Origin of the sequence: Bradyrhizobium sp., from assembly GCF_035570375.1 — a bacterium.
GTDB lineage: Bacteria > Pseudomonadota > Alphaproteobacteria > Rhizobiales > Xanthobacteraceae > Bradyrhizobium.
The window spans coordinates 1-20,998 of sequence record NZ_DATMLW010000194.1; the positions used below are offsets into that span (position 1 = coordinate 1).

The window sequence follows — 20,998 nt, forward strand, 5'->3', positions numbered from 1 at the left end:
GCCCATCCCAATTTCAGGCACCAATAAATCATATCCGTTAGCGCCTGAGGATGGCCGGACAGGTGCAAGCTCCTAACGTGTTCGGAGACAGCCTCAGGCCCTAAGGCGAGCATCTGAGTAATAAGATGATCGACGGCGGCCCGATGTTGATCTTGAGCCAAACTGACTTTAGGTGCTGCCGCGGAAGCACCAACCGCACACACCGATTGATCATCCCTTGCCATCACGCCCTCTCAGAAAGAGAGAGCAGCTTTTCATTCGACTTAGAGCCGAACCGCGGCGCGCCGGCCCGAATGGCGTCCGCAACGTAGGAAGGCGCAAGGTGCCCGTAGTGGGCCTCGACCATCTTGGTATCCACATGGCCCAGGTTCTTCGCCACCACCATCAACGGCACGCCGCCCATGACGGCGTGGCTGGCCCATGTGTGCCTTAGCCCGTGAAAATTGATCGGTGGGGAAATTTTCGCGCGGCGGCTGGCCTCTTTGATCGGGATTTGCTGCGCGGAGCGTATCCACGCGGTGCCGTCCGCTCTCTTGAAAATAGGCTCATCGCTGGCGCGACCTACGCAGATCGAACGGAAGAACGCCACTCCCTCGTCGGTCAAAATGATATGGCGCGGCCTGCCGCCCTTGGAGTCGTCCACCGATACAGTGCCGCCCTTAACGTCAAAATCAGCGACCTTGAATCGAATGAGCTCGCCATATCGTGCGCCGGTCTGCAACGCTCCCTCGACCAATTGGCGGAAATCCGGATCAGATGCGTTGAGCAGGCGCCGCGCCTCAACAATGGCCAGATAGCGGACACGAGCAGATTCCGCGCCCTTAAACGGCTTTACGCGCCGCCAGGCGGCGTCCGATTTCAGCTTCTTGTCGTTCCATGCGTAATTGAGACCGCCCTTTAGGACCTTCAGAATTCGGTTTGCGGTCGATTTTCGTCGACGTTTCCAGTCCGGGTCGTTTTGATGTGCTCGATGGTTTTGCTTTGTGCCCGGCTTGGTGCGCTGGCGAGCCGGAGAATTTGCGATCTTCATATGCCAATTTCGCAGCTGATCAACGGTCAGAGATTCGGCTTCTAGGTCTCCCAACTCCGGCAGGATGAATGCGTTGATGCTGTAGCGCGCGGTCCCGCCGGACTTCCGGTGGTTTTGCAAGAACTCGAGATATTCCATCATTATCGCGCGGACGGTGAGGGGGCCCGTTTTTCCCGCGGCGGTGTGAGCTCGCGTGACCATCCGCTCCCGTGCCCTCGCTTGGGCTTGTCGATAGTCGAGAATCGCCACTCCGTCCGCATCCGAATGATCGTCCGCAGTCGCGAGCGATTCCACCTCATAGCTTTGATTGCCGATGTAGTGCCGCGCCACCCACTTGCCGGAGCCTGCAAGGGGCTTTCGGTATCCGAGATGTAGCCCAGGCTCCAACGATCGGTAGTACGGCTTACCGCGCGCCCTAAGGCGACCACGGGCCGTTCTGCTATCGAGGGTGGTGTCCTTTATTGTCCGCGCCATGAATGCATTCCTCAATGGGCTGAAAACCGTCTTGTCCAACGAGTGTCCAATATATGGGTGCGCACACCCAAAAACAGCAAGCGACACGCACGCATATAATCGTTGGAAAATAAGGGTTTCAGTACACACCTGCGCACGGCTAAAGACAATTCAACAGCCCTATATGGGCGGGACGACGGTGATCGAACGCGACAGATGATTTGGTGGCGGTAGCTGACGCTGGACAGGGGCGGCACCAGGTACAGGAACCTGCATCCTGCGCTCGCAGGTGGGCAAGATCATGCCTCTCCACCGCTATCGCCGGGGCTAATCGACGCCGCACGACGGGTTTGCCTCATGGGCGATAGGGCGATAAGACGACGCCTGTCCGCGCGCTAATCCAAGAAGCACGACCTGCCAATGCGAATTCTCTGCACCAATGACGATGGCATCCACGCCCCGGGCCTGAAGATTGTCGAGCAGATCGCGCGCGCCTTGTCCGACGACGTCTGGATCGTGGCGCCCGAACTCGACCAGTCCGGCGTCTCGCATTCGCTCTCGCTCAATGATCCCCTTCGCCTGCGCGAAGTGGGGCCGCGCCATTTCGCGGTAAGGGGAACGCCGACTGACTGCGTCATCATGGGTGCGCGCCATATTCTGCGTGACAAGATGCCGGACGTCGTGCTTTCGGGCGTCAACAAGGGCCGCAACGTCGCCGAGGACGTGGTCTATTCGGGCACCATCGCCGGCGCGCTGGAGGGCACGATTTTGGGCCTGCCTTCATTCGCGCTGTCGCAGGAATTTACGGCGCAGTCGCGCGAAAATCCGATGTGGGACGCCGCGCTCGAATTCGGTCCACCGATCCTGAGCAAGGTGATCAGTGCGGGCGTGCCGAAGAACACGGTGATCAACGTCAATTTTCCCGCCTGCGCTCCAGGCGAAGTCGCAGGCGTACGCGTGACGCGACAGGGCAAGCGCAATCTCGGCTTTCTGAAAATCGATCAACGGCGCGACGGCCGCGGCAATCCGTATTTCTGGATCGGTTTCGAGCGACTCGCAAAAGTCGATATTCCGGAAGAGGGCACGGATCTCTGGGCACTGGCGTCGCGCTATGTTTCGGTGACGCCGTTGCGGCTCGATCGCACGGACGAGGCATTTTCCGAAGCCCTTACCGCGATGCTCAAGTGAGACAAGGTCGCAGGGCAAAATCGCAAGCGGATGGGCGGCGGTTCGATTTCGCGATCGGCTAAGCGGCCGTGCTTTTCAGCGTGTTCTCGATCACCCGCGCCAGCGTCTCGATCTGGAAGGGTTTTTGCAGCGACGGCCGATCGCGGTACTCCTCGGGCAACCCCGATGAGCCGTAGCCGGTCGCGAAGATGAAGGGGCGGTTGCGCGCCCTGATGAGATCGGCCACCGGCGAGATCACCTTGCCGTTGACGTTGACGTCGAGAATGGCAAGGTCGAAATCGATCGACTGGGCAAGCCTGATCGCTTCGCTGATTTCGCCGGCTTCCGCGGCAATGCGGTAGCCCAGCTCCTCCAGCATGTCAGCGACCATCATCCTGATCATGACCTCATCTTCGACGAGGAATACAGAGCCGCCTAGCGGCCGCTTCGCAGTCATTCATCCAGTCCTTGCGCCAGTCCCCTGAAGCGAAAAGAATCGCAAATAACCCTCAACGTGGCAATCTTAACTTGTATACGAAGAAGGGGCGAGCTCAGCCGTTGGCTGGGCGGCGAAAGCGTGGCCAGGTCAGATCGCGCCCGCCGTTAAGGGTATATACTGGGTTCCTCATCAGGAACTCCGTATTGAGTCGAGATGCGTCTTGGGGCCGCAGGACGACTGGGCTGATGGCCGACCGCCCGTGAACGAACCTTGGGACCGCGATGTCCACGATGCAAAATCCGCCAGAGAAAATGATGTTTCAGCTCAGCCTGCGCCGGCGCGGGATCAGCGATCAGGCCGTGCTTCGCGCCATGGAGGAGATTCCGCGTGAAATGTTCGTTGAGGCGGCCGATCGCGCCGATGCGTACCGCGACAGCGCGCTCGGCATCGCCTGCGGGCAGACCATCAGCCAACCCTTCGTGGTGGCGTACATGACCGAACAGCTGCAGCTGCAGAAGCATCACAGGGTTCTGGAGATCGGCACCGGCTCGGGCTACCAGGCCGCTATCCTGTCCCGCCTTTGTGGTCACGTCCTGTCCATGGAGCGATACCGGACATTGGCCGACGTCGCCCGGGGCCGGCTCGCCAAGCTCGGCTGCGACAATGTGGAGGTGGTGCTCGGCGATGGCTTCGAGGTGCCGGCCGGTGCCGGCAATTTCGACCGCATCATCGTGACCGCGGCAATGGAGCAGATACCCGATGCGCTTGCCCAGCGTCTCGATCGCGACGGCATCCTCATCGCCCCGGTCGGGCCCCTTCACGGCACCCAGACCCTCATCCGACTGGTCAGGACGGAGGCCGGCTTGGAGCGCAAGGAGCTCGTCGACGTCCGCTTCGTGCCGGCGCTGCCCGGCATCGCCCGCGAGCTCTAAAAAGCCAGGATTGAGTGTTCCGCCAACGTCTTAATCCGGGGTTTAAGCGGTTGTTTACTCGGGACGTGTTTACTCAAAACAGTATTTTGTTGCGTACGAGTGAGTAACCATGTCCCGTGTCGTCGAGTGGCTTTGCTCGCGTCGCGTATCGCAGGTCGCGGTGCTGGCGCTGATGTCGATCGGTTTTGCCGGCTGCAGCGCCGATATGTCGTCACGTCTTTCGCAAAATCCCTTTGCCTCACAGGCTGAAGCGACCGCCTCCGTTTCGACCCCTGCGGTCGAACGCCGCGAGTTGCCGCAATATGCCCGCCCGCAGTCGCTGCCCCCGGCAATCTCGGCCCCGCAATCCTACCCTTCCACCGCGGTTTCCGGAGGAGGGCGGGGCATTGCCTCCTACACGCCACCGGCCCGTCCGATCGAAACCACCGGCAGCGTCCCGCGCTCGGTTGCTGCCCGTAACCGGGCTGGCACCACGATCATCGTCGGCACCAGCGACACGCTTGAAATCCTGGCGCGCCGCTACAAGGTCACGCCGGCCGCCATCCTGCAGGCCAATGGATACAAAGGACCACGTGCGCTGTCGCCCGGCCAGCAACTGATCATTCCTCACCCGGCAGCGGTCGCCGCGGCGTCCGCGCCGGCTGATCCGGTAGCCAGGCCCGCTGCCGCGGCGAATGCGGCGCCTTCAGTGCATGTCGTCAATCATGGTGATACCCTGCTCGGCGTTGCGCGCCGCAATCACGTCTCGGTGGCGGAACTCGCGAGAGCCAACGGCATCCAGCCGAACGCCAAACTCCGGCTGGGTATGAGGCTCACGGTGCCGGCGAAGGCCACCGCACTTTCTCCGGCCGCCCAGCCAGCGGTTACTGCGGTACAGCCTGCGGCCGCGTCGGCGCCTGCGACCAGGTTGGCTGCCGTGACCGCCGAGTCCCAGCAAAAAGCGCGTCTGGCGCAAGCCACGAATGAAGACGCACCGGCCGAAACTTCAGTCAAGGCGGCGGAGGCAACCGGCGCACTGCCGACGTTCCGCTGGCCGGTGCGCGGCAAGGTGATCACTAGCTACGGCGCCAAGACCAACGGCAAGGCCAATGACGGTATCAACCTGGCTGTGCCGGAGGGTACGCCGGTCAAGGCTGCCGAAGACGGCGTCGTTGCCTATTCGGGAAATGAACTGAAGGGTTACGGCAACCTGGTCCTGATCCGCCACGGCAATGGTTACGTGACCGCCTATGCGCATGCGAGCGAGCTTCTGGTAAAGCGCGGCGACAGCATCAAGCGAGGCCAGGTCATCGCCAAATCGGGGCAGTCGGGCGAAGTGGGCTCGCCACAACTTCATTTCGAGATTCGCAAGGGATCGACGCCGGTCGACCCGCTTCAATTCCTCAACGGAGCCTGAGCAAGGCGACCGCCATCATCGCCCTCGGCGCATGGCCGAGGGACGTTCGCCTTATTTCCCGCTGAGCCGGACCCCGAGCCGTCCCGCGAGCTCCTGGGTGAATTGCCACGCCACGCGCCCGGAACGGGAACCTCGTGTCGTCGACCATTCCAACGCCTCGCGCTCGAGCTCTTCTTCGCCGAGCTTGATGCCGAAATGGCCGCAATAGCCCTTCACCATCGCCAGGTATTCGTCCTGGCTGCATCGGTGGAAACCGAGCCACAATCCGAAGCGGTCGGAGAGCGATACTTTTTCTTCCACCGCCTCGCCAGGGTTGATGGCGGTCGAGCGTTCGTTCTCGATCATCTCGCGCGCCAGCAGGTGGCGCCGGTTGGAGGTCGCATAGAGGATCACGTTGTCGGGGCGGCCCTCGATACCCCCTTCCAGAACCGCCTTGAGCGACTTGTAGGAGGCGTCGTTGCCGTCGAACGACAGGTCGTCGCAGAACACGATGAAATTGAAGCGTGCTCCGCGCAAAAGATCCATCAGCGCCGGCAGGCTTTCGATGTCCTCGCGATGAATTTCGATCAGCTTCAAACGCTCGGCAGGTTTGCGGTTGAGGTTGATGCTGGCATGGGCCGCCTTGACCAGTGACGATTTGCCCATGCCACGTGCGCCCCAGAGCAGGGCATTGTTGGCGGGAAAACCATTGGCAAAGCGTTCGGTGTTTTCGATCAGGATGTCGCGCATCCGATCGATGCCCTTGAGCAGGCCAATGTCGACGCGGCTGACGCGTGGCACGGGCGCCAGCCGTCCGTCGGGGTGCCAGATGAAGGCGTCGGCATGGCCGAGAGAATCCGCCGTCGAGGATGCGTTCGATGCGGCGGACAGACTCGTGGCGATGGCCTCGAGCGCAAGCGCGATGCGCTCGGCTGCATCGCCTTCGACAGCGGCCGGCGGCTGTTTGGTTGCCGCTGCAGGCCTTTTTCGTTGTGGGGCCCTTGCGCCGGCACGAGCGGCTGTTTTGGGTGGCTTTTTCGACATCCTCGGCCTTCCTGATGCTGCACCCTTAACGGGCCTTACAGGGGGCCGCAAGCCGCCCAAATTGAGGGGTTTGGCAGCGTTGCAATTGGGACCGTGGCCGCTATAGTCCGCGCGAATTTACCGGATCGGCCTGGCGCTCGCCCGCCTTGCCACCTATCCCCGTTTCACGAGGATTTCCCCGAATGCTGATTACTCCTGCGTTTGCCCAGGCCGCAGCCGGCGGCGATGCCAACAGTATGTTGATGTCGCTGCTGCCCTTCGCCCTGATCTTCGTGATCATGTATTTCCTGATTTTGCGGCCGCAGCAGAAGAAGGTCAGGGATCATGCGGAACTGGTGAAGAACATCCGCCGCGGCGATACTGTTGTGACCTCCGGCGGGCTGGTCGGCAAGGTGACCAAGGTCGTGGACGACGATCAGATCGAATTCGAGATTTCGGAAGGTGTCCGTGTTCGCCAGATGCGGCAGATGATCTCGGGCGTCCGTGCCAAGGGCGAACCGGCCAAGGAGACCTCCAAGGACGAAACGTCCGCGGGCTGATACCCGGCACCGCATTCTCCTGGATCTGACGAGTCAATTCGATGTTGTATTTCACGCGGTGGAAGGCGCTGGCGATCATTCTCACGGCGCTGGTCGTGTGTCTGTTCGCAGTGCCGAACTTCTTTCCGGAGGCGAAAGTAAAGACCTGGCCGGCCTGGGCCCAGCGGCGTCTCGTCCTCGGGCTCGATCTGCAGGGCGGCTCCTACCTGCTTTTGGAAGTGGATTCCAATTACGTCCGGAAAGAAAAGCTCGACCAGGTGCGCGACGACGTTCGCCGCGCCTTGCGCGAAGCCAAGATCGGCTATACCGGCCTCACCGCGCGAAACGACGCCGTCGAAGTCCGCATCTCCAGAGACACCGAACTGCAGGCGGCGCTTTCCAAATTGCGCGAACTGTCGCAACCGCTCGGCGGCCTGCTCGGTTCAAGCGGCCAGCGCAGCCTAGAGGTTAGCGATGCCGGCGGTGGCTTGATACGCCTGACGGTTCCGCAAGCCGCGATCACCGAGCGCATCCGGCAGACGATCGAGCAGTCGATCCAGATCGTCGAACGGCGCGTCAACCAGCTCGGTACGGTCGAACCCGTAATCCAGCGCCAGGGCACCGATCGCATCCTGGTGCAGGTGCCGGGCCTGCAGGATCCGACCGAACTCAAGCGCATTCTCGGCAAGACCGCCAAGATGGAATTCCGCATGGTCGATACGGCCGTGGCGCCGGATGCAGCCGCGCAGGGCAGGGTGCCTCCTGAGGATGAAATTCTCATGAGCGCGCAGCCGCCGAAGATCCCCTATGTCATCAAAAAGCAGGTGCTCGTCTCCGGCGGCGAACTCACCGATGCCCAGCCTGGATTCGATCAGCGATCGGGCGAACCGATCGTCACCTTCCGCTTCAATTCGTCGGGCTCGCGCAAATTCGCGCAAGCCACTTCCGAGAATGTCGGCCAGCCTTTTGCCATCGTGCTCGACAACGAGGTAATTTCCGCACCGGTGATCCGGGAACCGATCACGGGCGGTTCCGGCCAGATCTCGGGCAATTTCACGGTGCAGGCCGCCAACGAATTGGCGATCCTGCTCCGCGCCGGCGCCCTGCCGGCGCCGCTGACCGTGATCGAAGAGCGCACGGTGGGGCCGGGCCTGGGCCAGGATTCGATCGAAAAGGGCGAACTTGCCGCTTACGTCGGTTCGATCATGGTCATTGTGTTCATGCTCGCAACCTACCGGCTGTTCGGTCTGTTCGCCAATATCGCGGTGGCGATCAACGTCGCCATGATCTTCGGGGTGCTGTCGCTGCTCAATGCGACGCTGACCTTGCCCGGCATCGCGGGCATCGTGCTCACGGTTGGTATCGCGGTCGATTCCAACGTGCTGATCTACGAGCGCATCCGCGAGGAAATTCGCGGGGGACGCAACGCGATTTCGGCGATCGATGCCGGTTTCAAGCGCGCGCTGGCGACGATTCTGGACTCCAACATCACCACCTTCATCGCCGCTGCCGTGCTGTTCTACATCGGCACCGGCCCGGTGCGCGGTTTTGCCGTTACCCTCGGGATCGGCATCCTTACCACGGTTTTTACCGCGTTCACGCTCACTCGCCTGATCGTGGCGTGGTGGGTGCGGTGGAAGCGGCCGCAAAGCGTGCCGATCTAGGGGAATGCGCACTTGACTCACTTCGTTCTTATTGCGCTGGGCATTCTGATCGTCGTGTTGACCATAGTCAGCGTGATGGGCGTGCTGCCGCCGCTGCGCATCGTGCCCGACAACACGCATTTCGATTTCACTCAGTTCCGCCGCATCAGCTTTCCGATCTCGGCGACGCTTTCGATTGTGGCGATCACGCTGTTCTTTACCCATGGACTGAATTTCGGGATCGATTTCAAGGGCGGCACGCTATTGGAGGTGCAGGCGAAGTCCGGCTCGGCCGACATCGCCTCGATGCGTGCGACCTTGAGCGGGCTTGGGCTTGGCGAGGTTCAATTGCAGCAGTTCGGCGGTCCGGCTGACGTCCTGATCAGGGTCGCCGAACAGCCCGGCGGCGATGCGGCGCAGCAGGAGGCGGTACAGAAAGTGCGCGGCGCGCTCGGCGATTCCGTCGATTACCGGCGCGTCGAAGTCGTCGGACCGCGCGTTTCCGGCGAACTGCTCGCCTACGGCATGATCGGCTTGATGCTCGCGATCGTCGGCATCCTGATCTATCTCTGGTTCCGGTTCGAATGGCAGTTTGCGCTCGGCGCCATGATCGCCAACGTCCACGACATCGTGTTGACGATCGGTTTCATGTCGATCTCGCAGGTCGACTTCGACCTCACCAGTATCGCAGCGCTGCTCACGATCCTCGGCTATTCCCTGAACGATACGGTCGTGATCTACGACCGTATCCGCGAGATGTTGCGCCGCTACAAGAAGATGCCGATGCCGCAGCTTCTCAACGAGTCCATCAATTCGACGCTGTCGCGCTCGATCATCACTCACGTCACGGTAACGCTAGCCCTGCTGGCGCTGCTTTTGTTTGGCGGCAATGCGATCCACAGCTTCACCGCCGTCATGATGTTCGGCGTGGTGCTGGTGGGCACCTACACGTCGATCTTCATTGCTGCGCCGATCCTGATCTATCTCGGCGTCGGTACCAGCCGGGTCGACGCACCGGATACGCCGCAGAAGAAGTAGCCATGGCGAGCCGCTCGGACGCCCCGCATCTTCCGAGGTCGGCCCCGATCGACGCTTACGGCAAAGGTGGCTTTGTCTTTGCCGGAATGTCGCATCGAGGCTCGCTGCTGTGCCTGCCGGATGCAATCTGGGCATGGCCGGTGACGAAACCTGCGGAAATAACCGAGGAATCGCTGGCGCGTGTGTTCGAAGCCGCCAACATCATCGACACTTTGATCCTCGGTTCGGGTACCGACGTCTGGGTCCCTCCGAAAGACCTGCGCCAGGCACTGCGCGCCGTCCACATCGTTCTGGACCCGATGCAGACCGGACCGGCGATCCGCACCTACAACATCATGATCGGCGAGAGGCGGCGTGTTGCGGCAGCGCTGGTCGCGGTTCCATGAGCGATCTGATGCAGGATTCGGCTCAAGCCAGGGAGGCGTCGAGCTTCTGTGCAGAGCTGGTACGCTCGCACGATTTTGTTCGCTACGCATCAAGCCTCTTCGTGTCTGCCCCGCGGCGTCGAGCCCTGTTGGCGCTATACGCCTTCAATGTCGAGGTTTCCCGGGTGCGCACGCAAGTGAGTCAGCCGCTGCCAGGCGAGATGCGCCTGCAGTGGTGGACCGACATGCTCGCGGGCATGGAGCACGGCGGCGTCGAGGGCAATCCGGTCGCCGCCGAATTGCTGCTGGCGATCCAGACCTGGGGGTTGCCGGTCGTGCGGCTGTCGCGCCTGATCGAGGAGCATCAATTCGACCTCTACAACGATCCGATGCCGACCGTGGCGGCGCTTGAAGGTTATATCAACGACACCTCGTCTGCCCTTTTCTCGCTGGCCAGTGCGGTGTTCGGGCAGTCCTCGGGCGGCATCGAGCATCTCGCGCGGCATGCAGGACTTGCGCAGGGGATGGTGCAGGTGATGATCTCATTGCCGCTCGACGCCTCGCGTCGGCAATTGTTCGTGCCGCAACAGGTCCTGGAAAACCAGGGTTGCGGGATCGAGGACGTCTTCGCCGGCAAGCAGACCCCGAACCTTCGCGCCGCGTTTGATCAGTTGCTGGGCGAGGCGCGGGCTCATTTGACGACGGCATTCGACCTGATGGCGACCGTTCCGCCGGAAGTACGCTCCGTTTTCCTGCCGTTGGCCCAGGTCCGGCGCGACCTGACACGGCTGTCGCGTGCCGACAACAATCCGTTCGCACTTGGCTCGACGCCGCGGTTTCAGACCTTGTGGACGTTATGGCGGGCGTCGCGGTCGCGGAAATTCTCCGCCTGAACGAGAATTGAATTCAGCCGCCTCGAAAATCGAATCGATCGCGCAGATTTTTGCGCGATTCCAGGATGTTTTTCAGGAAGGCGCGATCGGTTTCGTTCTTCATCATCGGTTCGATCAGGTCGAGCTGGTTGGTCGCCACGAGTTGCAGGAGTTCGGTTCGGACTCTGCCGCCCGCATCGCGCGGCAACGCCTTCACCACCTGGATGTGTTCCGGCGGCCTCGGACCCTTGCGGGCCGCTAGCTCATTCCTGATCCGGGCTTCGAGAGCGGTCTGATCGGCCTCCACGAAGGCATAAAGCCCGACGCCGGCGCGGCGATCGGCGAATGCGACGATGGCCGCATCGCGCACACCGGGATTGTTCCGGATCTTTTCGATCAACACGGGCGCGTCGTTGACAAGGCGCCTGCCGCCACCCTCGCGATCGGTAAAATTGAACAGGCCACGGGTAATGGCGTGATAAACGTTTTTGCCGGTCGCAAGCCAGAGACGGGCGGCGAGCGACTTGCGCGCCAGGATTTTGCGCTCCTTCGGGGTCAGCGCCGATGGTGCGTAGCTGCGCTTGTGTTTGAGCATATGCCTGAGGTCTTCGTAGGCCGCGATCCGGAACAGGGGGCCGCGCGTGCGGAAGCAGGCGGCGAGCTGGAAGTCGGTGAGATAAGCGTGCCCGTCACGACCGACCAGCCAGTTCTGCTCTTTGGCGAGATCATTGTGGCAAATGCCGGCACGATGCAGTTTGTGCAGCGCCTGTTTGGCCGACCGAAAATAGGCGGCATTATCGAAAGGTTTCGCAAGGTGCAGGGCGATGCCGTCGATGAAGCTGCGCACCAGTGCCTGGCGTCCTGCCCACAGCAATTCGGGTCCCACATTCAAACCCCCGACGTGCTCCAGCGCGCGGCGCTCGCGAGCGAAAAGATGCCGCGCGAAAGCATAGGACCACCACGGAACCCGATCGATCCGGCGCAGGACCGCATCGACGTCGCCGCCTGACTGCCGAAAGCGGCCACGCTCGACCGTTGAAAACACGTCGCGTTTGAGCAATACGCCTTCAGTCCATCGCGCCGACAGAACGTCGGCGTCTTCCTTTGGCAAATTCATAAAAAATACTCACGCTGCCGCGGCTACGCGCAAATGGTCTGTTATCCAATGGTCGAGATCGGCGAGGGCCCGGGCAGTAATAGCCCGACGCTTTGCTATCGTCTTTTCATTGCCGCGCAGGCGCGTTCCCTCAGCGCTTCTGGTCGGTGGATTGGCCAGCGGCGGAAACAATCCGAAATTGATGTTCATCGGCTGGAACGAGCGGGGGCCGTTGTCGATCGTCTCGATATGGCCGCCGGTGATATGGCCAAGCAATGACCCCAGCGCCGTGGTCGGAGGAGGTGGTGGCAGCAAGCGGCCACGCGACTCCGCTACGGCATAGAGGCCGGAGATCAAGCCGATGCTCGCGGACTCCACATAGCCCTCGCACCCCGTCATCTGGCCTGCGAACCGCAACCGCGGAGCGGCGCGAAGGCGCAACTGCGCGTCGAGCAACTTCGGCGAATTCAGAAAGGTGTTGCGGTGGAGACCCCCTAACCTTGCGAATTCCGCGTTTTCGAGGCCGGGAATCATGCGGAAGATGCGCTGCTGCGCGCCATACTTCAGCTTGGTTTGAAAACCCACCATGTTATAGAGCGTGCCGAGCTTGTTATCCTGGCGCAATTGCACGATCGCGTAAGCCTTGACCTGCGGGTTGTACGGATTGGTCAGCCCGACCGGTTTCATCGGCCCATGACGCAGCGTCTGAGGACCTCGTTCCGCCATCACTTCGATCGGAAGGCAGCCATCGAAATAGGGCGTATTGGTCTCCCACTCCCTGAAATCCGTCTTTTCACCGGCGATCAGTGCTGCAACAAAAGTGTCGTATTGCTCCCTTGTCATCGGGCAGTTGATGTAGTCGGCGCCGGTGCCGCCCGGGCCCGTCTTGTCATAGCGCGATTGAAACCAGGCCACGGACATGTCGATCGAATCCCGATGTACGATCGGCGCGATGGCATCGAAGAAGGCGAGCGCATTCTCCTCGGTCAGTTTGCGAATGGCTTCGGCCAACGGCGCAGCGGTAAGGGGGCCTGTCGCGACGATCACGTTGTCCCAGTCCAGGGGCGGAAGTCCGGCGACTTCGCCGCGCCGTAATTCGATCAGCGGATGATCGCGCAGCGCCTTGGTAATGAATGCGGAAAAGCCGTCCCGGTCGACCGCCAAAGCTCCGCCGGCGGGGACCTGGTTGGCGTCGGCGGCACGCATGATCAGCGAGCCCAGCCGCCGCATTTCGGCGTGCAGTAGTCCGACGGCATTGTTGGCTGCATCGTCGGAGCGAAACGAGTTCGAACAGACGAGTTCGGCAAGCCCATCGGTGCGATGGGCTTCGGTCATCCGGTGCGGTCGCATTTCGTGAAGAACGACGGAAATTCCGGCATTGGCGACCTGCCAGGCCGCTTCCGAGCCGGCAAGGCCGGCGCCGATGATATGCACGCGCCGAGATGAAGATGGGAGGCCTGTCATGAGGCACAGAGGTAGCGCGTTTCGGCACCAAGTGGAATGCGCGCCGGCGCGGTACGCACTCGATACGACAACGCCCGCAACTTGGCGGGCGTTATCCGTTTTCGATCGCAGGCTGGAACCGTGTCAGCCGTTGTAGTTGCCGGCTGCAACGCGCGGTATATCCGACCTGTCAAGGCCGATATCGGCCAATTCGCGGTCGGTGAGCTGGGACAGCTCAGCAACGTTGCGCTGATAATCCCGAAACGCCCGGATCATGCGAATGAGCGAGAGCAACATGGTAGTCTCCTTGAAAATCGATGATTCAGCTCTTGGAGGAGCTTCACCGTTGAAGTGAATATAGAGGAGGGTTCCTCCGCTCAGAAGCTCCCATGTTGCGCTGCAGCTAAACGGAATTTGCATGGCTAAGGAAGGGAATAGTTAACCACCTTGGCCGCAGGTGGCTGCGCCCCTACGTCAGTGATTACCTCGTCCGATGACCTTTGGGTAGAAATGCCCCTCACGTTGCAGCATTAGTTGGCGAAAGAGGTCGCCCCTAACCCGGAACACCGCCCAGAGCACGTGTTCTCGGCCTTCTGTTCCGGCCTGCAAGAAAAGTTGAATTATGCGTGATTCGCATGTGAAATAGGAATGAAAGATGAATCATTCCATGAGCATGCCGTGATTTTACGGCGCGTGGGCAAGTTGGTCGGCGAAATAGGCGACCGTTTTGGCGTAAACCTCGCTTTTGTTCCATTGCTGAAGGACGCCGAAGTTGGCGCTGCCGGGGTCCCATCCTTTGCCGCGTTGCCAGCCGTAACTGGCGAGGAAATTCGCGGTTGAGGCCAACACGTCCGGGGCGCTGCGAAGCAGGTCGCGGCGGCCGTTGGCGTCGAAATCGACCGCAAACTTGATGTAGGACGATGGCATGAACTGGGTCTGGCCGATCTCTCCCGCCCAGGCGCCGCGCATGTCGGCAGCGGTGAGGTCGCCACGCTCGATAATGCGAAGCGCATCCAGCAATTCGTTGCGGAACATTTCCGCGCGCCGGCAATCATAGGCCAGCGTCGCCAGCGAACGCATGGTCGGGAACTTGCCGGTATTGGCGCCGAAATCCGTCTCCAATCCCCAAATCGCAACGATGACCTCGCCGGGCACGCCGTAGGCCTGCTCGATGCGCGACAGCACCGAACCGTATTGCTTCATCATGTTGCTTCCGCGCGAAAGCCGCGGCGGCACCATGCGGCCGGAAAACTCCTCGAAGCTTTGGTTGAAGACCTTTTGTGAACGATCCCGGGAGAGCACCGCCTGGTCGAGCGTTACGCCGTTGAGGCCTGAGGCGATCGCCGATTGGGAGATTCCCTTCGCGGCGGCTTCAGCCTTGAACTCTTCGAGCCAAGCCGGAAAGCTGCCCGTGCCGCAGGGCACGGCCGAGACTGGCGTGGTCGAAATCGCAAGCATCGTGCTCACGGCGAAAAAACAGCGGGAGATCACGGGATGTCGCACGGAATCGTTTCGCTCTTCAGGGCTCGATGGCGAAATATGTCTGCGGCAACCACGGCCAAAACAAGGCTTTTACCAAGGTGGACCTTCGCGAGAGGCCTCAATCGGCGGCAGCGGTTACCGCTCGACGCGAAAACCGCGACGCGATCGCCTTGATCTTACATGCCGCCCTTACGCCGCCATGGAAACAGGTTAGCCGGGAAGTCGGCCGCTGGACGCCGTTCGCGCGGCGGACGCGGTGGGATCGGCTGCTGGTTGGGATCGGGCGCGACCACCTTGCGGTAGAGGTGCCAAGTCGCGTGTCCCAGCACGGGCACAACGACGGCAAGACCCAGGAATAGCGGAAGCGAGCCCGCGACCAGCAACACAGCGACGATCAACCCCCAGGCGGCCATGGGAATCGGGTTCATCGCGACAGCCCGAAGCGAAGTCACCATGGCATCGCCGGCACCCGCATGGCGATCGAGCATCAGCGGAAACGAGACCACGCTGATACACAAGGCAACGAGCGCAAACAGAAAGCCCACGCCGCAACCGACGATGATCAGCCACCATCCTTGCGGGGTGGTCAGCACACGCCGCAGGAAATCAGGCATTTCGGCAGCCGCCTCGTAGCCGAAGGCCGCGACATAGATCGCCTGCGCGGTTGCGACCCAGGTCACGAACAGCGCCAGCAACAGCGTGCCAAGCCCGAGCATGGCGCCGAACGACGGCGAACGGATCACCTCGACGGCATCCCAGGCGGAGGGCTCTTCGCCGCGTTCGCGTCGGCGGCTGAGTTCGTAAAGGCCGAGTGCCGCGAACGGGCCGAGCAGGGCAAAGCCCGCAGCCAGGGGAAAGAGCAGCGGCAAGACCGAATAACCCAGCACGAGGCGGGCCAGCACAAGCCCGAGCACCGGGTAAATCAGGCAGAGGATGATAGCGTGGCTCGGGACCGCCTTGAAATCTTCCCAGCCTAGCCGCAGCGCATCACGCAGATCGGAAAGGTTGATCTTGCGGATGACGGGAGTGGAAGTGGTGCCCTGTGCTGGCTGCGCCAGCGGCGCGGCGTTGCCGGAGTATTGTGTCGCCATGGTCGCTATCTCCCTAGACGCAGCGGACCTGCGCGGGACCGTCTGCAGAAACGATCACGATCAGGCCAGACGCGAAGACAGCGATCCAAAACTGGCCATGTCGCGAACTGAAACTTCAGCGTACTCCGATTTGCCGATACTGTCGCTCACGCTTGAGTGAGCGCTGCGGGTTGTTGCACGCGAATGTAGCATCACGTGGACGTCATTTCGCCCAAGTTAAGCTCACCTCGTGGCGCTTGCTTGCATTGGCAGGCAGAGTGATCGTCCTTAAGTCTTAAGCGATGCAGCCCGGCAGTGCCGAATTTGCAGCGTTATGGTTAAGCCGTCGTGCGTTGCCGGGTTGATCAGGCGCAAAAATTTAATGGGAGAGAGCGATGAGTATTTTTGGAAAAATCATGAGCGCTATTTTTGGAACCAAGGCTGAATCCGCTCCCGCAAGCAGCGGCACGGCGGGATCTGCTTCCGGACCTGCCCCGCAAGCCGGCAGCTCCTCGTCTCCTTCCGCCCCGCCGGCACAGAAGGTCGACGTCGCGCCCATCCTGGACAAGGCGGTGGCGGCCAAGAAGGAGAAGCTGCAATGGCGCACGTCGATCGTCGACCTGATGAAAGCGCTCGACATCGACTCCAGCCTTGCTGCGCGCAAGGAGCTGGCAAAGGAGCTCGGCTACACCGGCGACACCAGCGATTCCGCCACCATGAATGTGTGGCTGCACAAGCAGGTGATGGCGAAACTCGCCGCCAACGGCGGCAAGCTGCCTTCCGACATCAAGTGGTGAGGAGTTCCTCATCGACAAGCCAGGGGCCCGCCTCGTCGCGGGCCTTTTTATGCTCCACTGCGACCTCGCGCCGGATCCGACCGAGCTTGCTCGCCCCGAAAGCGGGCGCTAGATACCTTCGCGAAAAGCCCAACCGGCAACAGAGTGGAGCACCCATGGAAACCGTTGACCGCAGGGCCATTCTCGCCTCGGGCGCGCTGGCATTGGCGGGCGCCGCGACAACAAACGGTCCGGCGCAGGCGCAATCAGGCGCAAAACCGATTTTCGACGTCCCCGCAGTCACAATCCCGATCGCAGGCGAGAAGGACGTGTTTCCGGTCCGCCGTATCTATTGCATCGGCCGCAACTACGCCGCGCATGCGATCGAACGCGGATCCGACCCTACCCGCGAGCCGCCGTTCTTCTTCCAGAAGCCGACCGATGCGATCCAGTATGTCGCGGTGGGCGAAGTGGCGGATCATCCCTATCCCTCGCTCACCAAAAACTACCACCATGAGGTCGAACTGGTGGCAGCATTGAAATCGGGCGGCAGCAATATTTCGCCGGAGAAAGCGCTCGAGCACGTTTATGGTTATGCCCTCGGCCTCGACATGACGCGGCGCGATCTGCAAAACGGCATGGCCGCCGAGAAAAAGCCCTGGGAGATCGGCAAGAGTTTCGACCACGCCGCGGTGATCGGTCCGATCCATCCGGTGACGAAGAGCGGCCATCTGACCAAAGGCGCGATCTCGCTTGCCGTCAACGGCACGGTTCGGCAGGCCTCCGATCTCGACAAGATGATCTGGAGCGTCGCCGAGCAGATCGCCAAACTGTCGGAAGCCTTCGAATTGAAAGCCGGCGACATCATCTATTCGGGCACGCCTGAAAATGTGGGTCCGGTGGTCAAGGGCGACGTGCTGTTGTGCAAGCTCGACGGCCTGCCGGACATGTCGATCCGGATCGTCTGAAGCATCGATTAAGTCCGCGTCGACCCCGTCGGCTCAGCCTACCATGGTTTCGTGTTCGGGATGCCTGCGCAGGTAATTCGCCACGAAACTGCACCCCGCGATCACCTTGCGTCCGTCGGCGCGGATCAAGTCGAGCGCACCTTCCACCAGCAGCGAGGCGATGCCGCGGCCACGAAGGCTTCGCGGGGTCTCGGTGTGGGTAATAATGACCGCATCGGGCGTGAGGCGGTAGTTGGCAAAGGCAATCCCGCCATCGACGTCGAGTTCGAAACGGCTTTGTGCCTTGTTGTCGCGGACGGGGGCCATCATGGAAGCTTTTTGCAGGAGTATTTCACCGGCTTATTTAAGCGATGTGAAGGGGTGACGCAAAGCTGCGACTAACCATCAAAAATCCTTGATAGGAGCTCGATCCCCCGCTGGCCCCGGCCAGGCCGCGCTGGAGATTTCAAGCCTTCAGAAGAGCCGAATATTCGGGGTGCTTGTCGATGTAACCCTTCACGAACGGGCACTCGGCGACCAGCTTGAGGCCTTCACTGCGCACCTGGTCGAGCGCGCCCTTCACCAGTTTCGACCCGATGCCCTTGCCGCCGAGTTCACTCGGGACCTCGGTATGAACGAAGGTGATCACGTCACCCGAAATCCTGTAATAGGTCGCGGCGAGGTGGCCATCGACGGTGAGTTCAAAACGATGATGGGCCTTGTTGTTCACGACGTCGGTCATGCCTGCGTCTTCCGGTTTGGTTAGGCAAAGCATAGGTGTGGCGATGGCGGGGGCAAGGCCTCAATTCTGGAGAACGAGATCGGTGGCCCCCGTTAACAAACGCCAATGGATCGGGTTCAAGCCTGCCGGAAGGCGACCAAAGGCCGGCGTCGCCAGATCATGATGCGATTAAGCGGAATCGCATCATGATCTCATCTCTTTGTATGAGCATGATCGCCGCGCAAACGCGTTATGCGTTTGTTAGCCAAGGGAAAACCGGTTTCCACTTCGCGCTAACGCGGCCTTCGCGTCCGGATCATGCTCTAATCGCAAAAGGAAATTTCAACATGAAGCTCATCCTTGTTCTCCTCGGCGTGATTCTTCTTGTCGTGGCTGGCGTGTATTTTACCGTGCCCGCGGATCAATTGCCCACTTTCATGCCGGGTCACGAGGCCGGGCTGACGCGCGTGCACAGCAAGCACGGCATCGTCGCCGCCATCGCCGGCCTGGTGCTGATCGCGGCGGGATGGTGGACGGGACGCAGGTGAGCAAATGGAGGTCGGGGCAACCCGCGGTTCGCCGTCGCCTATCTCGATACCATCGACGCTCTGCCGCAATTCGCAACGTGGTCCGCCGGCTCGGCACGCTCCCGGAATGTGAAGCGCGCGCCTGGAGCGAATCCCGCGATTAGCGGTGCATTTCAGCCGGGATTGGTTGTCGCCAATTCGTATTTTTCTCTTTGAAGAGAGGTCGCTTGCTTTTCTCCATCATGAGAGTAACAATTTTCCGTCCAGACCAGCGCAGGGCGAGGTCGTCATGGACCAGTGTGTGTACGTCGCGCAAATGAACATCGAGCACTTCCGCCGGAAGCTGCTCACTGAGCAAGACGAGAAAACCCGGCGGCAGATCATCCAACTGCTTGCGGAAGAAGAGGCGAAGCTGGTTACGCTTACTCGCTCGTCTGACAAGAACTTCGAGAAGAGTAAATCCTAGTTGTAAAACCTAGTCTGGCATTTTCCCGGTTGGTAGTTACCACTCGCGCCAGTGTGTCGGCCGCAAATTATCGAGCAGCTTTTTGGTCTCGGCATTGATCCAGCCGTGGAGAAAACGGCGACATGGAAACGCGAGCGCATGGGTGCCGTCGTAATCGATGATGGCAAGCTCAAGGTCGCGGTCGAATGGCGCGGTGATGATCGGCTTCCATTCCATGGCCAAATTGTCGGACGGGGCCATTCGGGCGCCTTGACCTGGATCAGAAAGTTCGGATGCGCAAGGTGAGGTTGGCGCTCTCGGCGCACCACGCCAGCAGATCAGCTCGCGCGCGATGGGCGAAAAGAGCCGATCGCTTTCAGATTCGAATGTCAAACAGCCTTTCGTCATTCCGGGGCAGCCCGCAGGGCTGACCCCGGAATCCATCACGCCACAAACTCTGCGGAGAAATGGATTCTCTGATGTGCAATTGCACATCAAAGCTCGCTCGTTACACTCGCGCCCCGGAATGACGACGCGGAAGAAGTCTGAATTGCTTTCCGTCTTCGCTAAAGCTGCCGCGGACAAGTCGCTTACGCTCGCAATGACGCGCATAAGCCACACTTCTACATTCTCGCAGCGTGATCCGCCCGAGTCTTGCACAAATCCGTCCGCCCATAGAGGGCGCAGGGAATTGCCGGGTGCTTAAGCGGCACCCGCAGCCTCACGTGCTAATGAAAAAAGCACATGAGCCTAAGTCACCACAGGTACAGCCAAATCACCGGCATTCCCTGCGCGATGGTGTTAACGGTTTCCTTCGTGCTCTTCCCGGGGACCGGGCTTTCTTGCCCCCGTCATCGGCGCGATGCGAGAGCACCGTCGCCAACTTGACACCAGCATCGGGACGGCTAGTGCCCGCTTTCCGAAGTTCGTCCACCCGTGCAGCGCCTTCCTTCACGAACTTCGGAAAGCTAAGGGCACTAGAGCAAATTCAAAATTTCAGTGCCGCTTACGATTTGAAGTTTCTGTCGCAGACTCGCCGCAACCTTCGCAGAAACTTCAAATCGGCGGCACTGGTACCACACGACTTCGCCGTCCGCGCTCATTGCCGTTCGTCCGCCGACATGGCGCGTCCATCGCATCCCGCGCCCAACGTCCGTGACGACGCGTACGCCCCTCTTGTCGAGGCGGGATGCATCGAAATAGCCGGTGATTTGGCCGGAACTGGAAGCGAAAAATTTTTCCGTCCGGGACTGGACAGCTAGAAACTGCTTGAAGAAATCGTTTTTGCGCGCACGGGATTTTGCCCGCTTTGACGGCTTTCAAGGCCAGTGCCAGACCAAAGAATGCTCACAAATCCGGCATCGACGCGGCGGAGTGACGCGGCATCGGAGCCCCTTAAGCGCGCGGAAGCAGCGGGATCATCTTCTGCCGCTGTTCGATCGACGACGCGCTTCGCTCAATGCCTGCGCGCCGTCGTTGATGGATGGTATCGTGCGATAGTGAGCGTGTGATGCAGTGTCCCGATTCCGAAGTTCGCAAGACGAACTCGCAGGCTACAATGATGCGGACCTTCTGAACCGCCACACTTGGCTGGCTGTGTCATTGCTGAAAGTCA

24 protein-coding genes are annotated in these 20,998 nt (G+C 60.9%); 12 read left to right on the forward strand and 12 right to left on the reverse strand.

Annotated features, from left to right (window positions below; all coding sequences use genetic code 11):
- Both VNX23_RS20345 and VNX23_RS20350 read right to left on the reverse strand, forming a co-directional pair.
- Positions 1–224, reverse strand: a 224-nt coding sequence (locus VNX23_RS20345; RefSeq protein WP_325632924.1) for a hypothetical protein, incomplete at its 3' end; no start/stop codon positions are given.
- Complete coding sequence (locus tag VNX23_RS20350; protein ID WP_325632926.1) at positions 224–1,543, reverse strand: site-specific integrase; 1,320 nt, start codon at positions 1,541–1,543, stop codon at positions 224–226. The genes VNX23_RS20345 and VNX23_RS20350, both read right to left, overlap by 1 nt.
- A 360-nt stretch (positions 1,544–1,903) precedes the next feature.
- On the opposite strand from VNX23_RS20350, the gene surE reads away from it, so the two are divergent.
- Positions 1,904–2,671, forward strand: a complete 768-nt coding sequence (surE, locus tag VNX23_RS20355; RefSeq protein WP_325632928.1) for a 5'/3'-nucleotidase SurE — start codon at positions 1,904–1,906, stop codon at positions 2,669–2,671.
- A gap of 58 nt (positions 2,672–2,729) precedes the next feature.
- Here surE and VNX23_RS20360 read toward each other — a convergent pair whose 3' ends face one another.
- Positions 2,730–3,107, reverse strand: coding sequence for a response regulator (locus VNX23_RS20360; protein WP_325632932.1), 378 nt, complete (start codon positions 3,105–3,107; stop codon positions 2,730–2,732).
- A gap of 263 nt (positions 3,108–3,370) precedes the next feature.
- Here VNX23_RS20360 and VNX23_RS20365 point away from each other — a divergent pair, with 263 nt between their 5' ends.
- Entirely contained in the window at positions 3,371–4,021 is a 651-nt protein-coding gene (locus VNX23_RS20365) for a protein-L-isoaspartate(D-aspartate) O-methyltransferase (RefSeq protein WP_325632934.1), read from the forward strand.
- Between the two features lie 109 nt (positions 4,022–4,130).
- Complete coding sequence (locus VNX23_RS20370; protein WP_325632936.1) at positions 4,131–5,417, forward strand: peptidoglycan DD-metalloendopeptidase family protein; 1,287 nt, start codon at positions 4,131–4,133, stop codon at positions 5,415–5,417.
- Positions 5,418–5,468: 51 nt separating this feature from the next.
- On the opposite strand, the gene VNX23_RS20375 is transcribed toward VNX23_RS20370, so the two are convergent.
- Entirely contained in the window at positions 5,469–6,440 is a 972-nt protein-coding gene (locus VNX23_RS20375) for an ATP-binding protein (protein ID WP_325632938.1), read from the reverse strand.
- A gap of 182 nt (positions 6,441–6,622) precedes the next feature.
- On the opposite strand from VNX23_RS20375, the gene yajC reads away from it, so the two are divergent.
- The 5 genes from yajC to VNX23_RS20400 are packed head-to-tail and all read left to right on the forward strand — an operon-like array spanning position 6,623 to position 10,897.
- Positions 6,623–6,979: a preprotein translocase subunit YajC gene (gene yajC / locus VNX23_RS20380; protein ID WP_325632940.1), complete on the forward strand. Its 357-nt coding sequence runs from the start codon at positions 6,623–6,625 to the stop codon at positions 6,977–6,979.
- A gap of 41 nt (positions 6,980–7,020) precedes the next feature.
- Positions 7,021–8,622 (forward strand): protein translocase subunit SecD, encoded by a 1,602-nt coding sequence (gene secD, locus VNX23_RS20385; RefSeq protein WP_325632942.1) that lies wholly within the window; start codon positions 7,021–7,023, stop codon positions 8,620–8,622.
- A gap of 12 nt (positions 8,623–8,634) precedes the next feature.
- A complete protein-coding gene (gene secF, locus VNX23_RS20390) occupies positions 8,635–9,639 on the forward strand; it encodes a protein translocase subunit SecF (RefSeq protein ID WP_325632944.1) in 1,005 nt (334 codons plus the stop codon).
- A 2-nt stretch (positions 9,640–9,641) separates the two neighbouring features.
- Positions 9,642–10,025 (forward strand): Mth938-like domain-containing protein, encoded by a 384-nt coding sequence (locus VNX23_RS20395; RefSeq protein ID WP_325632946.1) that lies wholly within the window; start codon positions 9,642–9,644, stop codon positions 10,023–10,025.
- An 8-nt stretch (positions 10,026–10,033) separates the two neighbouring features.
- A complete protein-coding gene (locus VNX23_RS20400) occupies positions 10,034–10,897 on the forward strand; it encodes a phytoene/squalene synthase family protein (protein ID WP_414643041.1) in 864 nt (287 codons plus the stop codon).
- Positions 10,898–10,910: 13 nt separating this feature from the next.
- On the opposite strand, the gene VNX23_RS20405 is transcribed toward VNX23_RS20400, so the two are convergent.
- The 5 genes from VNX23_RS20405 to VNX23_RS20425 all read right to left on the reverse strand — a co-directional run bounded on the left by VNX23_RS20405 (position 10,911) and on the right by VNX23_RS20425 (position 15,988).
- Positions 10,911–11,993 carry a serine/threonine protein kinase gene (locus VNX23_RS20405; protein WP_325632950.1) on the reverse strand — a complete coding sequence of 361 codons (1,083 nt, stop codon included), beginning with the start codon at positions 11,991–11,993 and terminating at the stop codon, positions 10,911–10,913.
- 9 nt (positions 11,994–12,002) lie between these two features.
- Positions 12,003–13,436 (reverse strand): methylenetetrahydrofolate--tRNA-(uracil(54)-C(5))-methyltransferase (FADH(2)-oxidizing) TrmFO, encoded by a 1,434-nt coding sequence (trmFO, locus tag VNX23_RS20410; RefSeq protein WP_325632951.1) that lies wholly within the window; start codon positions 13,434–13,436, stop codon positions 12,003–12,005.
- Positions 13,437–13,559: 123 nt separating this feature from the next.
- Positions 13,560–13,712, reverse strand: coding sequence for a DUF1127 domain-containing protein (locus VNX23_RS20415; RefSeq protein WP_325632953.1), 153 nt, complete (start codon positions 13,710–13,712; stop codon positions 13,560–13,562).
- 387 nt (positions 13,713–14,099) lie between these two features.
- The gene (locus VNX23_RS20420) at positions 14,100–14,873 is read right to left on the reverse strand and encodes a lytic murein transglycosylase (RefSeq protein WP_325632955.1); all 774 of its coding nucleotides are present in this window, start codon (positions 14,871–14,873) and stop codon (positions 14,100–14,102) included.
- A 200-nt stretch (positions 14,874–15,073) separates the two neighbouring features.
- Positions 15,074–15,988 carry a DUF2189 domain-containing protein gene (locus tag VNX23_RS20425; RefSeq protein ID WP_325632957.1) on the reverse strand — a complete coding sequence of 305 codons (915 nt, stop codon included), beginning with the start codon at positions 15,986–15,988 and terminating at the stop codon, positions 15,074–15,076.
- A gap of 374 nt (positions 15,989–16,362) precedes the next feature.
- Between VNX23_RS20425 and VNX23_RS20430 the strand changes: the two genes are divergently transcribed.
- Together VNX23_RS20430 and VNX23_RS20435 are read left to right on the forward strand one after the other, a co-directional pair.
- On the forward strand, positions 16,363–16,764 hold the full coding sequence (locus VNX23_RS20430; protein ID WP_325632959.1) for a DUF3597 domain-containing protein: 402 nt from the start codon (positions 16,363–16,365) through the stop codon (positions 16,762–16,764).
- A gap of 155 nt (positions 16,765–16,919) precedes the next feature.
- Positions 16,920–17,711: a fumarylacetoacetate hydrolase family protein gene (locus VNX23_RS20435; RefSeq protein ID WP_325632961.1), complete on the forward strand. Its 792-nt coding sequence runs from the start codon at positions 16,920–16,922 to the stop codon at positions 17,709–17,711.
- A gap of 33 nt (positions 17,712–17,744) precedes the next feature.
- Here VNX23_RS20435 and VNX23_RS20440 read toward each other — a convergent pair whose 3' ends face one another.
- Both VNX23_RS20440 and VNX23_RS20445 read right to left on the reverse strand, forming a co-directional pair.
- Complete coding sequence (locus VNX23_RS20440) at positions 17,745–18,017, reverse strand: GNAT family N-acetyltransferase (protein ID WP_325633022.1); 273 nt, start codon at positions 18,015–18,017, stop codon at positions 17,745–17,747.
- A 139-nt stretch (positions 18,018–18,156) separates the two neighbouring features.
- Positions 18,157–18,432 (reverse strand): GNAT family N-acetyltransferase, encoded by a 276-nt coding sequence (locus VNX23_RS20445; protein WP_325632963.1) that lies wholly within the window; start codon positions 18,430–18,432, stop codon positions 18,157–18,159.
- Positions 18,433–18,641: 209 nt separating this feature from the next.
- Here VNX23_RS20445 and VNX23_RS20450 point away from each other — a divergent pair, with 209 nt between their 5' ends.
- Complete coding sequence (locus VNX23_RS20450; RefSeq protein WP_325632965.1) at positions 18,642–18,959, forward strand: hypothetical protein; 318 nt, start codon at positions 18,642–18,644, stop codon at positions 18,957–18,959.
- A gap of 268 nt (positions 18,960–19,227) precedes the next feature.
- Positions 19,228–19,404, forward strand: a complete 177-nt coding sequence (locus tag VNX23_RS20455) for a hypothetical protein (RefSeq protein ID WP_325632967.1) — start codon at positions 19,228–19,230, stop codon at positions 19,402–19,404.
- Positions 19,405–19,440: 36 nt separating this feature from the next.
- On the opposite strand, the gene VNX23_RS20460 is transcribed toward VNX23_RS20455, so the two are convergent.
- Complete coding sequence (locus tag VNX23_RS20460; protein WP_325632969.1) at positions 19,441–19,995, reverse strand: hypothetical protein; 555 nt, start codon at positions 19,993–19,995, stop codon at positions 19,441–19,443.
- Positions 19,996–20,998: the final 1,003 nt, after the last annotated feature.

Excerpts from the sequence above, each read along its gene's own strand:
- VNX23_RS20460 (WP_325632969.1), bottom strand. The coding sequence starts at position 19,995 with ATGCGCGTCATTGCGAGCGTAAGCGACTTGTCCGCGGCAGCTTTAGCG.
- VNX23_RS20450 (WP_325632965.1), top strand. The coding sequence starts at position 18,642 with ATGATCGCCGCGCAAACGCGTTATGCGTTTGTTAGCCAAGGGAAAACC.
- VNX23_RS20440 (WP_325633022.1), bottom strand. The coding sequence starts at position 18,017 with ATGGCCCCCGTCCGCGACAACAAGGCACAAAGCCGTTTCGAACTCGAC.
- trmFO (WP_325632951.1), bottom strand. The coding sequence starts at position 13,436 with ATGACAGGCCTCCCATCTTCATCTCGGCGCGTGCATATCATCGGCGCC.
- VNX23_RS20435 (WP_325632961.1), top strand. The coding sequence starts at position 16,920 with ATGGAAACCGTTGACCGCAGGGCCATTCTCGCCTCGGGCGCGCTGGCA.
- VNX23_RS20445 (WP_325632963.1), bottom strand. The coding sequence starts at position 18,432 with ATGACCGACGTCGTGAACAACAAGGCCCATCATCGTTTTGAACTCACC.
- VNX23_RS20375 (WP_325632938.1), bottom strand. The coding sequence starts at position 6,440 with ATGTCGAAAAAGCCACCCAAAACAGCCGCTCGTGCCGGCGCAAGGGCC.
- secD (WP_325632942.1), top strand. The coding sequence starts at position 7,021 with ATGTTGTATTTCACGCGGTGGAAGGCGCTGGCGATCATTCTCACGGCG.
- surE (WP_325632928.1), top strand. The coding sequence starts at position 1,904 with ATGCGAATTCTCTGCACCAATGACGATGGCATCCACGCCCCGGGCCTG.
- VNX23_RS20395 (WP_325632946.1), top strand. The coding sequence starts at position 9,642 with ATGGCGAGCCGCTCGGACGCCCCGCATCTTCCGAGGTCGGCCCCGATC.
- VNX23_RS20360 (WP_325632932.1), bottom strand. The coding sequence starts at position 3,107 with ATGACTGCGAAGCGGCCGCTAGGCGGCTCTGTATTCCTCGTCGAAGAT.
- yajC (WP_325632940.1), top strand. The coding sequence starts at position 6,623 with ATGCTGATTACTCCTGCGTTTGCCCAGGCCGCAGCCGGCGGCGATGCC.
- VNX23_RS20420 (WP_325632955.1), bottom strand. The coding sequence starts at position 14,873 with ATGCTTGCGATTTCGACCACGCCAGTCTCGGCCGTGCCCTGCGGCACG.
- VNX23_RS20370 (WP_325632936.1), top strand. The coding sequence starts at position 4,131 with ATGTCCCGTGTCGTCGAGTGGCTTTGCTCGCGTCGCGTATCGCAGGTC.
- VNX23_RS20455 (WP_325632967.1), top strand. The coding sequence starts at position 19,228 with ATGGACCAGTGTGTGTACGTCGCGCAAATGAACATCGAGCACTTCCGC.
- VNX23_RS20425 (WP_325632957.1), bottom strand. The coding sequence starts at position 15,988 with ATGGCGACACAATACTCCGGCAACGCCGCGCCGCTGGCGCAGCCAGCA.
- VNX23_RS20405 (WP_325632950.1), bottom strand. The coding sequence starts at position 11,993 with ATGAATTTGCCAAAGGAAGACGCCGACGTTCTGTCGGCGCGATGGACT.
- VNX23_RS20400 (WP_414643041.1), top strand. The coding sequence starts at position 10,034 with ATGCAGGATTCGGCTCAAGCCAGGGAGGCGTCGAGCTTCTGTGCAGAG.
- VNX23_RS20365 (WP_325632934.1), top strand. The coding sequence starts at position 3,371 with ATGTCCACGATGCAAAATCCGCCAGAGAAAATGATGTTTCAGCTCAGC.
- VNX23_RS20430 (WP_325632959.1), top strand. The coding sequence starts at position 16,363 with ATGAGTATTTTTGGAAAAATCATGAGCGCTATTTTTGGAACCAAGGCT.
- VNX23_RS20415 (WP_325632953.1), bottom strand. The coding sequence starts at position 13,712 with ATGTTGCTCTCGCTCATTCGCATGATCCGGGCGTTTCGGGATTATCAG.